Consider the following 15,584-nt stretch of genomic DNA (forward strand, 5'->3'; position numbering starts at 1 on the left):
TTTAGGAGTGAATATATGACTAAGATACAACTAAAAAATATAAATAAGAATTTTAATGGTGTAAAAATATTAAATAATATAAGCTTTTCTATGGAGGATGGAGAAATAATATCACTACTTGGTCCCTCCGGTTGCGGAAAAAGTACTACATTAAAAATTATTGCAGGGCTTATGGAACCAGATGACGGAGATGTAATCCTAGATGGAATGTCAATTTTAAAGGTGCCTGCAGAAAAACGAAAGACAGTAATTGTTTTTCAGGATCATCTATTATTTCCTCATCTTACAATAGGGAATAATATTGGATTTGGATTAAAAATGGCTGGAATTGAAAAGTCTATTATAGAAGAGAAGGTTAAAGAAATAATAGATTTATTGGAGTTGCAAGGATTAGAAAAAAGATATCCTAAAGAGTTATCAGGAGGTCAAAAACAAAGAGTTGCATTAGGAAGAGCACTTGCTATTGAACCTAAGATTCTTTTACTAGATGAGCCTTTTTCAAATTTGGATATTAGATTAAGAGATGTAATGAGAGAATTAGTTTTAGATATACAAAAGAAACTTAAAATAACTACTATTTTAGTTACTCATGATAAAGAGGAAGCCTTAATGATGTCAGATAGAATCGCAGTAATGGTAAATGGATCAATAGCTCAGTTTGATAGGCCAGAAAATATTTATGAAAAACCTATCAATCCATTAGTTGCAGATTTTTTGGGAGAAAAAAATTATATAAAAGGTCTTTTAAACAATAGTATATTTGATTCTGAAGTCGGAAGGTTTCAATTAAATTATTCTTTTCAGGGAAATGGAAAACTCATGATAAAGCCAGAAGATATAAAGATCTTATCTAAAGCTAAGAGCCATAATAATGAGGATATTATGTTGCAAGAGGTACATTTAGATAATGAAGATAACTATAAACTAAGTGGTATTATAAGGAAGAAAAAGTACTTGGGTGATAAGGTCCATTATGTAGTAAATGTTGGAGATAAGGAATTAAAAGTAACATCTAATCAACAGGTAAAACTCAATGTGGATGATAAGGTAAGATTAAGTATAGATTTTTCAAAAGGTATCTTTTATCCCGAAACTAGTTACTAATAACTTATCTAATTTATAATTTAAAGATATTAAAACATTTTTGTATTTTTAAATTAGACTTTTTATTAATTTTAGTAAGAAATTTTTTATTGATGGTGAGAATATGGTATCGATAATAATTCCTGTTTTAAATGAAGAAAAAAATATTGAAAGAATTCTAACTCAATTTAATAAATTGAAGGGGAATAAGGAAATCATTATAGTAGATGGAGGCAGCAATGATAACACAAAAAAGATTGCAACTAGATTTTCTAAAGTGATTTCATGTGAAAGAGGCAGAGCGAATCAGATGAATAAAGGTGCAGAAGAAGCTAACGGAGATATATTATGGTTTATTCACTCAGATTCAATTGTCGCAGAGAATTCTATTAATGAAATTCAATTGGCTATAGATGAAGGGCATATTGGTGGAGGATTTTCACTGAAGTTTTACGACTATGATACTTTATTTATGAAGTATATTTCAACAACTTCAAACATAAGAGCCAAGTATTTTGGTCTGTATTTTGGGGATCAAGGGATTTTTGTTAGAAGAGATGTATTTGAAAGACTTAAGGGATATCCTAAACAAGAGATAATGGAAGACTGGGAGTTTTCTCTTGCAATGAAGAAGGTTGGCAAGCTTAAGCTTATAAACATCCCAATAAAGACTTCTGCTAGAAGATTTAAGACTGGTGGCCAATTAAGAACGCATCTTCTTATGCATAAAATTAAGTTGTTATATCTATTAGGAACTCCAACGGATAAGCTATGCAGGATTTATAGAGATATAAGATAGAACAAACTTAAGAAAATGTGCTTGATACTAAAAAATGCACAGTATTTAACTTTTAGATTATTAGGCTAGTAGATAGTCAAAGTAATTCGTAAAAAATAAGTATACATTTAAATATAGAAACATAATGACTAGAAATTTATTAGGGGGAGGAGGTAAAGCTATGAATGCGCTAATACTTATGACCAGAATTCCAATTGCAGGTAAGACTAAAACTCGATTAATGAAAATGCTTACAGGAGAAGAGTGTGCAGAAATACATATATGCTTCCTTTTAGATTTATTTAATATGTTTAGTGAACTTAGTGAAACAGTCGATATATATGTAACTTATACTCCAGAAAATTCTCTACATTTAATTAAGGACATACTGCCAAGATATACTGAAGCTTTTCCTCAAGAGGGAGATAATTTAGGAGATAGGATGAATAATGCAATAGTAAAGCTTTTAGATAAAGGTTATTCAAAGGTTGTATTAATTGGTTCAGATGTACCCTCCCTTCAGCCGGAAGATGTTAAGAATGCTTATAAAGTGTTAGATAATAATGATATTTGTTTTGGACCTACTAACGATGGTGGTTATTATCTAGTTGGCATGAAGAAAGAATGCAAAAAAATTTTTGGTAATAATTTGAAATGGGGAAACAAGTCTGTATTTGAATCCACTGTTTCGATAGCAAATGAGTTAGGGCTTATTGTAGGACTTACAACAAAACTTAATGATATAGATGAAAAAGAAGATATTGAAGATTTAATTAAGAAAATAAATAAAGGAGAATTTAAAGAAAAGTTATTACCTATTAATACAGTGAAATTCATACAAAAACTAGTTACTAATGATCTTCAAGCTTATATTAGGTAGTAAATTGATTCTAAAAATTCTGTGAAAGTGATTTGAAGTTTTTTACTTAGCAAGTTTATTTAGTGATAGACTTGTAGACCAGAAAAATTAATCATTAAATTAGGAAGTGTAATTTATGTTAAAAGATTTATTTGTTAATAAAATTGATGATTATATAAAATATAATAAATTAAATAGAGAATTAAACCTAGGAGATAATTTTGAGATAAACTTCTTGGCACAGGGAGAATATAATATTAACTTTACTATCGAAGGATCTAATAAGAAATATGTTTTTAGAGTAAATACTGGAAGCCAACTAAACTTAGAAAATCAAATTATATATGAGTATGAAGCTTTAAAGCAATTAGAGGTAAGTGAGGTAACACCAAAGGTTTATTATGTAGATGATACTAAAAAGTACATAGATTATGGTGTTTTAGTAATGGAGTTTCTTGAAGGTAAACCTTTAGAATATAATAAAGATTTGAGTTCTGCAGCGGAAATATTCTCGAAGATACATTCTATAGATACATCAGGAAACAACTTGAAAAACTTTATCATAGAAGAAAATATATTTTCGGCGCGAATAAATGAATCAAGGAGGCTTTTATCAGAGTTTTTTATTTCGTCAAAAGTATCTTTACAGCTTAAAGATTATTTTTATTCATTTATTGACTGGGCTGAAAGGAATAAGAGTTCAGAAAAGTATTTCTTAGAGAATAAGTGGCATGTTATTAACAATACGGAAGTAAATTCTCATAATTTTATTATAGGAAGGGAAAAGTCTTATCTTATAGATTGGGAAAAACCTGTGATAAGTGATCCATGTCAGGATTTAACTCAATTTTTATCTCCAACTACAACATTATGGAAGACTGATTATGTTTTAAGTAATAAAGAAAAAGAAGACTTCTTTAAAAACTATGTAAGTGGATTAAATATTAAGGACAATAGTATAATAGAAAGAGTAGAACTTTACACTCCATATCTTTATCTAAGAGCTTTGTCTTGGTGTGCATATGCATACTTAGAATACCAAAGAGAAGATAAGGAAATTAAAAATATGGATACATACAAAAAAATAAATCAATATTTGAATTTTGATTTTATGAGAAATTTATTAAAGAACTATTTTTAGTAAATAAACTATCAGCTTATTGAAGGGCACTTACTTTAATATTCTCTCACGTTTTGTGAAAACAATTTATATAAAAATATTTTAAATTTGGAGGGGCTATGGAGCGATTTACTTACTCAAAGGAATTAAATGATAAGGCTCAGGAGTTTTCAAATAGTTGCACTAGTTGTAGACAATGTGTTAGAGAATGCGAAATGCTTAGTAACTTTAAAATTGAGCCTAAAAAGTTCTTTAATACAGACCCAGGGCAAATAAATACTGATTCTAATATACCATTCTCATGTAATACCTGTGGAACTTGTACGAAGGTGTGCCCAAAGGGGTTAAGTATTGAAGGGCTATTTGTCAACATGAGAAGAGAACATATAAAAAATAATAATGGCAAGTCTCCAATGAGAGGTCATAAAAGTATAGAATTTCATCAGACTTTCAGCTTTTCACAAATATTTAATACAACAGTACCAGATACAAAGGCCGGATATACGAAAAGAGTATTTATACCAGGATGCAGTCTTGCCTCATATAGTCCAAATCTTGTAGGAAAAACATTAGAGTACTTGCAGGAGAAATTGCCAGGGACTGGAGCTATATTAAAATGTTGCGGTAAGCCAACGTTGTCACTTGGACAAGAGCAAAAGTTTCATGAAAGATATTCAGAACTTCAAGCAGAGATTGATAAGCTTGGCGTGGAAGAAGTTATAACTGCTTGCGAAAATTGTTACATTACAATGTCCAAGTTTAGTCCAAAGCAAAAGGTAAGGTCATTATGGACTGTTATTCCTGAAATAGGTCTATTAGATGAAATGAAAAACAAGGGTATTAATAGTGATATTATATTTGGAATACATGATGCCTGCCCTACAAGGAATAATTCTGATATACATGAAGGGGCAAGATGGATTATAAATGAATTAGGGTATAAAGTTAAAGAAACAGAATATTCTAGGGAAAATACTAGGTGCTGTGGCTTTGGTGGTATGGTTGTACCTGCAAATCCGGAACTTTCCCAAAAGGTGATAAAAAGAAGTGCAGAAAAATTAGAAGAAGATTATATAATAACATATTGTGCAAGCTGTAGAGAAGCGATGGCTATTGGTGGGAAGAAGGCTTTTCATATATTAGACTTGATGTTTAATAATACTTATAATATCACTTCAGAGACACCAGCATTAAATAAAAGCTTTATACAAAATTGGACAACAAGATATAAGTCCAAACAAGTTTTGAAAGGTAAAAGCACAAAATAATTTCCTTTTCAGGTATAGGAAATATTAGTAAATTCAATGTTTATAAAAGATGAAAATCACTTAATTACATGATTATGTAACTAAGCGATTTAAAAAATGTTAGTTTTTATGGAAAAAGGGATGTGCTTCCAAAAGACAGAACAAAGTTAACTGTAATATTTAGATTAGCAAAGTAATATTATTAGAAGTACGGAAGAATAAATACGTACTTTCTGTGTTTAAGGATACGTGTAATATAGTTGTTATTTTATTAATTAAGCAAAGCTTTTTTAGTAAAGATTATGAACATGTTATTAGTTAATTTAGTATTATTTAGGGGGAGGCAATATGAAAGTATTTAGATTGTTATATAATAGCTTCATATGGGGATTACTGATTTCTGTTTTAGCATTTCAGGGTGCATGGCTTGACATAAGGACTAATGAAGGTATTTTAATTCCAATAGTTATGATTTTATCTGTAGCTATTGGAGTATTACTAAGAAAAAAAGGAAAAATAAACTTTTTGGAGTTAAACATAAACGGTACTATTATAAATCTTTTAATATGTTCTATTATATCATTAGTAGTTTTAGGAATAGAAAGAGTACAGGTAGTTCCTGCATCTATTGTAGGGGAAGCTATGAAGGTAACTAATATAAGTTTTGATACTATAAACATAGTATTACTTCTTCTATTAATAGTCGGACTTATTCTATGTTTTTTTGAAAATTAACAGATACAGTGAAGACTTTTGCAATGGACTTTCTAATGTTATTTGCAGTAGTTGTATTGCTAAAAAAGTATGGAATGATAAGAAAGGTATAAAGAATAAAGTTAAACATATATAGGATATGATGAAACATGAAAAAATAGAGCTAATAATAAATGAATTAAAGAACATATAGTGTAAGTTAATTTAGACATATATGTTCTTTTTACTTTCTTTATTCAGTTCACTTGTTATTTTAATCAATTTTAGGTTGTAATATACAGTTTAGGATGAAAATGGGAACGATAAGTTTTTGTTATAGTTCGACAAATATCTATAGATTTTTCCTATTTGAAAGTAAACTAAATTTACCTTAAAATGAAGTGGGACAACTTATGGGGATTGGAAAATATAAAAATCTAACGGCTAAAAGGTTAGGCAAATCAACGCTTGCAGAATTCAGCAAGGGATCAATATTATATTTTAATAGGGAGGAATGGGTAATGAACTTTAAGAAAAAAGCAATTATTGCAGCAGTATTATGTGTGAGTATGATGGGATTTGTTGGATGTAGCTCTAAAAACACTGGAGGAGACTCAACTAGCTCTCAAAAACAGGAAGAGAAAGCAAAAGCACCTGATGAAGTAGCTGGCGTATCACTAAAAAATCCTATAAAAGTTGATAAAGAAGCTGGGACTGTAACTGTACTTAGTCAAGTAAATGGTAAGTATTTTACAGAGGCAACTCGTCACGCTTCAGTATTTAAGGATGGAAGTAATGGAGCTAAGTCTGTATTTACTGCTTATGCAGATCCAACTGCATTCTATAATGCACTTGTAGAGATAGGAGCTAAGCCAGGAAATAATATGACTCCTGATAACGCTACAACTACTAAAGTTGAAGGTACAGCACTTAATATGAAGGTTACCTGGAATGGTGCCGGCAAGGAATATGATGTTAATGAAGTTATTAAAGATAGCAATGGAAACAAAATCGCCTTCAAATTCGGAGGGAATTTAGACAGAGCTAAAGCTAAGAATACTGGATGTCTATCTTGTCTTGACAGTTGCCCAGTTGGTATAATATCTAACACTGCTTATAGTTATGGTGCAGTAGAAAAAACTAAAGAAGTTAAATTTACTGGAAATCAAGACATACTTCCAAAAGACGGAACTTATGTAGCTACAGTATATTCAATTGCAAAATAATTTAGTTTTAAGTTTTAGATTTATAGGGGGGTTATACAGAATAATTTAGGAGGTTAATTGATGAGAAAACTGAGATTGCTGTTTTACTATACTACTACAGGTATAGCACTAGGCTTTCTTATAAATATGTTACTGTTCTTTAGCGTAGCATATGAAATGATGATAGGGCTAGGGTTAGTAATGTATATTTTTACAGGCTTTGGACTTATGGTCGGTATTGCTAAGAAAAGACTAGATTGGAAGCATTCATTTTATATCATTGAATTGGCAGCTATACTGATAGCTTTATTGACAGGAAGACTACAACAATTCCTTTATATTACGAAAGAAACACTATTACTTACAAATCCTGTGTCACAGATACAGCCTGTTTTCATTGTATTTGCAATAATAGTGAATCTAATAAATTTATATATTATCCTTACTGTTAACAAATATCAGAAGGAATACACTAAGGAAGAAAGAAAAGCTTTAAAAGAAAAAGAATTAAAGTTAAAAGACTTGAGAGAACAGCTAGATGAAGAGCAAATTGCAGAAATTAAGAAAAATAGAAGAATAGGGAGAATCATTGCAATTGCTTCCATAGCAATTTTTATGGTTTGCTACTTTACCATTCCTTCTCTTTATAATGGCTTAAATAAAGCCTTTAGTACAATATCTAGGCTAGATACAGCAGTAGTAATTGAGTATTTGAGATCATATGGTAAATTAGCTATCGTAGTGTCATTTACTCTTATGGTTCTTCAATCAATTGCTGCACCAATTCCAGCTTTCTTAATTACCCTTTCAAATGCAGCTATATTTGGATGGTGGCAAGGAGCAATACTATCTTGGTCATCTGCTATGGCAGGAGCTGCACTATGCTTCTTTATAGCGAGAGTACTTGGTAGAGATGCTGTTGAAAAGCTTACCAGCAAAGGTGCAATGGAAAGTATAGATGTTTTCTTCGAAAGATACGGAAAGTTTGCAATACTAATCTGTAGACTTTTACCCTTTGTTTCCTTTGACTTTGTAAGTTATGCTGCAGGTCTTACTAATATGAGGTTTTGGGCATTCTTCATAGCAACAGGTTTAGGGCAATTACCAGCTACAATCGTGTATTCATACGTTGGAGGAACACTTACAGGTGGGGCTCAGAAATTATTTGTTGGATTATTAACACTATTTGCTTTATCAATAGTAATAGGTATTGCAAAGAAAGTATATAATGATAAGCGTAAAGGTAACAAAAAAGAAGAAATAAATGAACAACAAAAAAGAGACCTGATGTAATATACATCAGGTTTCTATTTTAAGAAAGGACATGGAATATATGTCAAAAAGAGTAAAACAGGTTCTTATTATTGTATTAGTAATAGCCTTTTTTCTAATCTATAAGACGTTTTTATCCAATATTACTGCACAATCCATTCGTGATTGGATAACTGGATTTGGCACACTAGCACCGATTGCATATATTCTCGTGTGGGTTATACTGCCAATATTTTTCTTTCCAGTTCCAATATTGGCATTGGCAGGAGGTCTTTCGTTTGGCCTTTGGACAGGCACGCTATACACTTTGATTGGTGCAGCGCTTAATAGTTCATTGATGTTTTGGTTGGCTAAGGTATTGGCAAGAGATATGGTAAATGAGTATCTTAAAGAGAAGATGCCAAAAAAATGGTGGGATAAGTTTATGAGAGCAGAAGGAAGAGAAAGCTTTCTAATTGTATTTATATGTAGGCTAATACCAGCAATGCCCTACAATGTAATTAACTATGCATCTGGACTCACTAATATCCCTTTTAGCAAATATACTATTGCCACAATTATAGGGATTTTGCCAGGGACAGTAATATTCCTAAATGTAGGGGATAAGATATTAGATATACACTCGCCAGAGTTTATAATGTCTATAGTACTAGTGATACTACTTACTTTAGGATCAATACTGTTAGGGAAGATGGTGTCTAAAAAGAAAGAAAATATAATGAAGAATGATAAAGGTAGCCAATCCTTTTGAATTGGCTAAACAACATTATAATATAAAAGGTAAGGATAAAATTGTAAGGACTATCTGAGAATGTATATATTGGGATGGACTAACAAAAAAATAGCACAGTTTTTTCAATCTGTGCTATTTTTTTATTTATACAATTTTAGTGTCTTTATCTTTTAAAAAGAAGGTTGCACATCCACTGATTATAAGTAGTACGCTTATTCCCTTTATCCATGCTGCTGTCTGATGACAATCCATTGGCTTCATGCAAACACCAATACTAAGTGGTGTATTCATAGGTACTAAGAAAAGTAATATACCGATTATAATGAAAGCGATTGGAAGATAAGTCTTTCTGTAATACAACTCTAATGCTAGTACTATAATTGCAATTGCAATTACCATAGCAGCTATACTTGTGTAGTGACATCTCATAGGCATTTTTTGGCCACTTTGAAGCACAACACTGCCGGCACAGACTGGGCTTATAAATTTAACAGAAATTAACAATAATGCCCCTAAAAAAGCGTTAAAAATATTGATGTATTTTTTCATTTTATGGCTCCTTATCTTTAGGTTCAAATAGATTATAACATGATAGATAATGCAATAGTTATAAATAATATTAATACACTTTTTAAGATAAATAAAAATTATTTATAGAATATAAATTAAACGTAGTTATAAAGAATGATAGACTGAATTTTAGGAGGTGCGATATTGAATATAAATAAGCTAGGTTTTTATAACGTTTTGAGGAGGAGAAATAAGGCTATACTAATAAGCCTACTTTCTGCAATAACCATTTGTGTTTTTGTAATAATATTTTCTCTATACTTTTCTTCTAACAAAGCTGTTGAAATAAGCGCTAACAGAATGGGGGCTGACATTGTAATTTTGCCTAATAATGCAAAAGGAGATGCAAAGGAGTTAATGTATACAGGTTCTCCAGTGATGGGCTTTATGGATAAAAAAGTTCTCAATGAGATACCAAAGGATAATATTGAAGAATATACTGCTCAGTTTTTTCTAAGAACGCTAACTGAATACGGATGTTGTACATTTGGAGAATCCTATAGAATACTTGGAATAGACTATGATTCAGACTTTCTTGTAAAGCCTTGGTTAGATAAAAACAACATAAAGGAGCTCAAAGACAAAGAAGTTATTTTAGGATATAAAGTAATGCCGGATGCAGAGAAAACTATAGATATTATGGGACAGGAATTTAAGCTTGCAGGAAATTTAATGCCTACTGGAACTACGCTAGACAATACGATTATAATGAACATGAATGAGACGATTAGACTATCTAATATGTTTTTTGATAAAGATGCAGGGGATTATTTTCTTAAGCAAAAGCCTAAAGAACTTATCTCAGCTGTAATGATTAAAGTGAAGGATGGCAAAAATGTTGACGATGTTGTAATGGAGATTAAAAAGTCAAAGATAGATGCACGGGTGATATCGCTAGATGCTGACAAGAAAGAGCTTAAAGCAAGTATTGGAAAAGTATCTAAAATACTTGCTATATTTGGCGGCGCTACACTTTTAATTACAATAATATCTTTATTCGGAATATTTAACGTTATGTCTCAGCAAAGAGAAAAAGAAATAGGCTATCTAAGAGCCATGGGATTTACCAAATCAGAACTCACAAAAATGTATATGATAGAGGTTATGTTAATTATAGTGTTTGGTGGAATAATAGGGAGTATAGCAGGTATTTTATTGAGTGGTACAATGCACAATATGGTAAATGAAATAGTATTGATGCCTCAAGGTTCATTTACGATCCTAGATAGGATAATACCTGGCTTTGTGGGAATAGGAATATCTATTATAATAGGGGTTGTGGTTTCTATTATACCTATTGCTAAAATTAATAAAAATGAACCAAAGGATGCATTTAGTTCTGGAGGTGTGAGATGAGTTCATTAATGGAGATAAAAAATATAGTAAAAAAATATAAAGATATGGAAGATATTTTTGCAGCAAAGGATGTGTCTATAAATATAAATGCAGGTGAATTCATTTTAATTAATGGAGAGTCAGGCGCTGGAAAATCAACTCTTTTGTATATAATGGGATTGATGCTAAGTCCAGATGAAGGAGAAGTATATTATAACGGAGAGCTTATAGACTTATCTAATGAAAGGATTTTAAACGAATATAGAAGAAAGAATATGGGATTTGTATTTCAAGAAACACAGCTGGTGGAAGCTCTTACTATATACGAGAACCTTTCTTTAATGAAGCGAATAAACTCTAGTGAGTTAGATATAGAAACTCTTCTGTGCGAATTTGGACTTGAGAGATTAAAGGACAGGCTACCAAATACATTAAGTGGAGGTCAAAGGCGAAGAGCCATGATATTAATGGCTATAATTAAAAATCCTGAGATTATATTCCTTGATGAACCTACTAATGATTTAGATGAGAAATGGTCGGAGAGGGTTTTAAATAATCTAAAGGAATTAAGTAATACAGGTACAGCGATTGTTATGGTAAGTCACGATGAACAATGTAGAAAATATGCAAATAGGGTATTGTGTATGAAGTCTGGTGTAATAAGTTAGAAAAACAGAGGGATTTCTATAACTATCTGAGGTTCTTATTTTTACAATTCCAAATGGGAACAAATAGAAAATACTTGAAAATGATTTTTTATAAGAGTAAAATTAAATTGTTATGTCTATATATGTTTGGGGGGCAAATAAATGGATAAATCAAAAGTATATTTTACAGATTTAAAAACGAAACCAGGTCTAAATTTACTAGACAAGCTTGAAAGATTAGTCAAAGCAGCTGGTATAGGATCTATAGATTTCAAAAATAAGTTTGTAGCAATAAAAATTCACTTTGGAGAACCAGGAAACTTAGCTTATATTAGACCAAATTATGCTGCAAAGATAGTAAAGGTAATCAAGGAATTAGGTGGAATTCCCTTTTTAACAGACTCTAATACACTTTATACTGGTAGAAGATCAAATGCAGTAGATCATTTGGACGCTGCCTTCGAAAATGGATTTAATCCACTATCAGTAGGTTGTAATGTTATAATCGCAGATGGTTTAAAGGGAACAGATTATAGAGAAATAGAAATTAACTCAAAGCACTGTAAAACTGCTAAAATTGGAACAGCTATTGCAGATGCGGATATAATTATATCTATGAATCATTTTAAAGGTCATGAAATGACGGGTTTTGGTGGAGCATTAAAGAATTTAGGAATGGGTTCTGGGTCAAGAGGAGGAAAGCTAGAAATGCATTCAGCTTCTCAGCCTAAAATTAAGAAGAAAAATTGCGTGTCTTGTGGACAATGTATAAAAGCTTGTTCCCAAAATGCAATAAGCTTAGATGCAGACAAAAAAGCAGACATAGATTATGATAAGTGCGTAGGATGTGGACAATGTGTTGCCATATGTCAATTTAATGCTGCACAGGTTATTTGGAATGAGTCTGCAGATACAGCAAATGAGAAAATTGCTGAATATACGTATGCAGTTATAAAAGATAAACCTAATTTCCATATTAGTTTTATTATGAATGTTTCTCCTAACTGTGATTGTTGGAACTCAAATGATATTGCTATTGTGCCTGATTTAGGAATGGCTGCATCCTTTGATCCAGTTGCACTTGATAAAGCTTGTGTGGATTTAGTAAATAAAGCTCCAATTATAAGCGGATCAGTACTTGAAGATACACATTATCATGATGGTAATGATAAGTTTAATCATATACACGTAAATACAAACTGGGAAACTGGTCTAAAACATGCTGAACAAATAGGAATCGGTACTGAAGAGTATGAACTAGTTGTAGTAAAGTAAATGTTTTAAGAAGGTTCTTAATATTGATATCCTAATTTTGTAATTACAAAGAAGAGTCTTTTTGCGAGGGCTCTTTTTTTGAATATATTAGTATTATTAGGGACAGGCAATCAATATAGTGTTAAACACATTTAAGGTAATAGCATGGTTTAAATTGTGTAAATCTCGTAGGGGGGAATATATGAGTATTACAAAGCGATATTATGGAACTACACCTAGTGGAACAAAGGTAGATATTTTTACTTTTAAAAATTCTAGGGGCATGGAAGCAGAGATAACAAATTACGGAGGAATAATTGTTTCTCTTTCAGTACCTGATAAACGAGGAAAAGTAGATGACGTGGTATTAGGGTACGATAAGTTAGAGAGTTATTTTAAGAAAGGGCTCTATTTTGGAGCACTTATAGGAAGATTCGCAAATAGAATTGAAAATGCCAATTTTGTACTTAATGGTATAGAGTATAAGTTGGCTAAAAATGACGGAGAAAATCACCTGCATGGTGGCCTGACAGGCTTTGATAAGAAAGTTTGGAAGGCTGAAATAGTAATTCAAGATGAAATAGAATATCTAGAGTTATCATATCTAAGTAAAGATAGTGAGGAAGGCTATCCAGGTAATCTTCAGGTAAAGGTTAGATATAGCCTTACAAATGATAATAGTATTAAAATCGACTATTTTGCAGTATCAGATAAAGATACGGTAATAAATCTTACAAATCATTCTTACTTTAATTTAGCTGGACATAATTCTGGTGACATATTAAATCATTTAGTCATGTTAAATGCTGATAGATTTACTGTAAATGATAAACATTTTATTCCAACAGGAGAAATAAAGTATGTAGCTGGAACACCTATGGATTTTACAAAGTTAACAGCAATAAGAGATAATATTTATAGTGATTATGAACAAATAATCTTTGCGAATGGTTTTGATCATAACTGGATAATTAATGTAAGCGGGAAGAGTTTTGAGAAAGCGGCAGAAGTATTTGAAGAAGAAAGTGGAAGAGCTATGGAAGTTTATACAACTAAACCTGGGATACAGTTTTATACTGGAAATTTTTTAGATGGTTCAGATATTGGCAAAGGTGGTACTGTATATAAAAAGAGAAGTGGGTTATGTCTTGAAACGCAGTATTTCCCTAATTCTATGAAACACAAAAACTTTACTTCTCCAATACTTAGAGTGGGAGAGGAGTATAGGCATACTACTATTTATAGGTTTTCTACTAGGTAAATAATTTTTCTAAATATATTAAAATGGATTAATATAAAAGCTTGAGGAGGACTTACATAGATGGGAAAAGCAAATAAAATAACTATTGTCGGTACTGGTGTTATTGGTTCCACAGTATCTTATACTTTGATGATAAAAGAACTTTCATCAGAAATAGTTTTGGTTAATAGAAACAAAGCAAGAGGTAAAGCTAAGGCTTATGACTTGGCTCACTGCACGCCTTTTACCAAGGAAGTAAATATTAGAAATGGTAATTTTGAAGATTCATTTGGTTCAGATATTGTAGTTATTACTGCTGGTACTCTACCTAAGGAAGATGGCACAAGGATGGATGTTCTCGCAAAGAACATTAATATATATAAAGATATAATTCCTGAAATCGTAAAATATAGTCCTGAGGCCGTTATTATAGTTGTAACAAACCCTATGGATATTATGACATATGTCGCATATAGACTTTCAGGGCTTCCTTCCTCGCGAGTAATAGGTTCTGGAACTGTGTTAGATAATATAAGATTTAAATATTTATTAGGTAAAAAATTAAATATTCAAGCATCAAATATCGAATCTGCAATAATAGGAGAGCATGGGGATTCGATGGTACCAGTATGGAGTTGTACAAAGTATTTAGGGATAGATATTCAAGAATATGTAAATAATCATGGGCTAATTCTGGACACTAGAACAAGAGAAGAAATTATAGAGGAAACAAGAAGAGCAGGATGGAACATTAGGCTTGGTAATGAACATAGTTGTTATGGAATATCTCTTTCTATTGTTAAGATTATAGAAAGTATTCTTGGATTCTCTAAGGAAGCGATATCTATTTCAACGCTTTTAAATAGTGAATACGGCATAAAGGATATATTTTTAAGTGTACCAGCCTTTCTAGGAAGAAAAGGAGTAACTAAAATAGAGACAATTAACTTGCGTACTGAAGAATTAAGGGAATTGATAAAATCTGCAGAGGTATTAAAAAAATATAAGAATGAAGCAGATGAATTATTGAAGGAACAATTATTGTAGGGTATTAATAAATATTTAAAAAATAGATGGGATTATGTTTTGCTTCTAATTTAATGGTTTATTATTAATAATAAACCATTTTGATATATTCTATTTTTAATTGAATAATATAAAAAACTATTAAAGATAGTTAATTTTTTAAAAAAATACAGAACACTATATCAGGCGTATCTATACGTGAAATAATCTGCTTTTTAGTGATACATGAAGAATGATTAATATAAACTAAGATAAACAGCTTATTTAATTAAATAACTGATATATAATCGTGATAAGATAACATTCGTCGCTTGATGAGCGGCAGATAAGTGAACAAAATTCAATAACTAAAAAGTTATTGACACTAAGTATTTGTTTGTGATATTATGTAAAAGCTGTCAAGAAAGATTGAAAATAAAAAACATTAAAAACATTCTTGACAAAGCAAAGTAGAAATGATAAGATATACAAGCAGTCGAGTTAAATCGACATGATCCTTGAAAATTAAACAGAGTGAAACAC

Annotated in this window: 15 protein-coding genes; 14 read left to right on the forward strand and 1 reads right to left on the reverse strand. The window is 31.0% G+C overall.

Translation table 11 applies throughout. The annotated features are described in order from the left end of the window. Positions 1–15 precede the first annotated feature (15 nt). From AC0N0V_RS02620 to AC0N0V_RS02660, 9 genes are all read left to right on the forward strand, one after another. Entirely contained in the window at positions 16–1,104 is a 1,089-nt protein-coding gene (locus AC0N0V_RS02620) for an ABC transporter ATP-binding protein (protein WP_474461998.1), read from the forward strand. Positions 1,105–1,207: 103 nt separating this feature from the next. Then, entirely contained in the window at positions 1,208–1,882 is a 675-nt protein-coding gene (locus tag AC0N0V_RS02625; RefSeq protein ID WP_474461999.1) for a TIGR04283 family arsenosugar biosynthesis glycosyltransferase, read from the forward strand. Positions 1,883–2,042: 160 nt separating this feature from the next. After that, positions 2,043–2,741, forward strand: a complete 699-nt coding sequence (locus AC0N0V_RS02630; protein ID WP_474462001.1) for a TIGR04282 family arsenosugar biosynthesis glycosyltransferase — start codon at positions 2,043–2,045, stop codon at positions 2,739–2,741. A 115-nt stretch (positions 2,742–2,856) separates the two neighbouring features. Beyond that, positions 2,857–3,861: a phosphotransferase gene (locus AC0N0V_RS02635; protein WP_474462003.1), complete on the forward strand. Its 1,005-nt coding sequence runs from the start codon at positions 2,857–2,859 to the stop codon at positions 3,859–3,861. 98 nt (positions 3,862–3,959) lie between these two features. Next, a complete protein-coding gene (locus AC0N0V_RS02640; protein WP_474462004.1) occupies positions 3,960–5,108 on the forward strand; it encodes a heterodisulfide reductase-related iron-sulfur binding cluster in 1,149 nt (382 codons plus the stop codon). A gap of 327 nt (positions 5,109–5,435) precedes the next feature. Then, positions 5,436–5,822, forward strand: a complete 387-nt coding sequence (locus tag AC0N0V_RS02645; protein ID WP_474462005.1) for a hypothetical protein — start codon at positions 5,436–5,438, stop codon at positions 5,820–5,822. Positions 5,823–6,193: 371 nt separating this feature from the next. After that, positions 6,194–7,006, forward strand: a complete 813-nt coding sequence (locus AC0N0V_RS02650) for a YdjY domain-containing protein (protein ID WP_474462006.1) — start codon at positions 6,194–6,196, stop codon at positions 7,004–7,006. 594 nt (positions 7,007–7,600) lie between these two features. After that, positions 7,601–8,278, forward strand: a complete 678-nt coding sequence (locus tag AC0N0V_RS02655; RefSeq protein WP_474464419.1) for a TVP38/TMEM64 family protein — start codon at positions 7,601–7,603, stop codon at positions 8,276–8,278. A 40-nt stretch (positions 8,279–8,318) separates the two neighbouring features. Beyond that, a complete protein-coding gene (locus AC0N0V_RS02660; RefSeq protein ID WP_474462007.1) occupies positions 8,319–9,008 on the forward strand; it encodes a TVP38/TMEM64 family protein in 690 nt (229 codons plus the stop codon). A gap of 126 nt (positions 9,009–9,134) precedes the next feature. Here the strand turns inward: AC0N0V_RS02660 and AC0N0V_RS02665 are convergent, their stop codons facing one another. Beyond that, positions 9,135–9,539 (reverse strand): DUF4418 family protein, encoded by a 405-nt coding sequence (locus AC0N0V_RS02665; protein WP_474462008.1) that lies wholly within the window; start codon positions 9,537–9,539, stop codon positions 9,135–9,137. A gap of 165 nt (positions 9,540–9,704) precedes the next feature. Here AC0N0V_RS02665 and AC0N0V_RS02670 point away from each other — a divergent pair, with 165 nt between their 5' ends. The 5 genes from AC0N0V_RS02670 to AC0N0V_RS02690 all read left to right on the forward strand — a co-directional run bounded on the left by AC0N0V_RS02670 (position 9,705) and on the right by AC0N0V_RS02690 (position 15,083). Next, positions 9,705–10,916, forward strand: a complete 1,212-nt coding sequence (locus AC0N0V_RS02670) for an ABC transporter permease (RefSeq protein WP_474462009.1) — start codon at positions 9,705–9,707, stop codon at positions 10,914–10,916. Beyond that, positions 10,913–11,563 (forward strand): ABC transporter ATP-binding protein, encoded by a 651-nt coding sequence (locus tag AC0N0V_RS02675; RefSeq protein WP_474462010.1) that lies wholly within the window; start codon positions 10,913–10,915, stop codon positions 11,561–11,563. Before AC0N0V_RS02670 ends, AC0N0V_RS02675 begins: the two co-directional genes overlap by 4 nt. Positions 11,564–11,704: 141 nt before the next feature. Further along, positions 11,705–12,817 carry a DUF362 domain-containing protein gene (locus AC0N0V_RS02680; RefSeq protein ID WP_474462012.1) on the forward strand — a complete coding sequence of 371 codons (1,113 nt, stop codon included), beginning with the start codon at positions 11,705–11,707 and terminating at the stop codon, positions 12,815–12,817. 181 nt (positions 12,818–12,998) lie between these two features. Next, positions 12,999–14,057 carry an aldose epimerase family protein gene (locus AC0N0V_RS02685; protein ID WP_474462013.1) on the forward strand — a complete coding sequence of 353 codons (1,059 nt, stop codon included), beginning with the start codon at positions 12,999–13,001 and terminating at the stop codon, positions 14,055–14,057. 60 nt (positions 14,058–14,117) lie between these two features. Further along, on the forward strand, positions 14,118–15,083 hold the full coding sequence (locus tag AC0N0V_RS02690) for an L-lactate dehydrogenase (protein ID WP_474462014.1): 966 nt from the start codon (positions 14,118–14,120) through the stop codon (positions 15,081–15,083). Positions 15,084–15,584 lie beyond the last annotated feature (501 nt).

This window comes from Clostridium sp. CS1-1, from assembly GCF_056135525.1.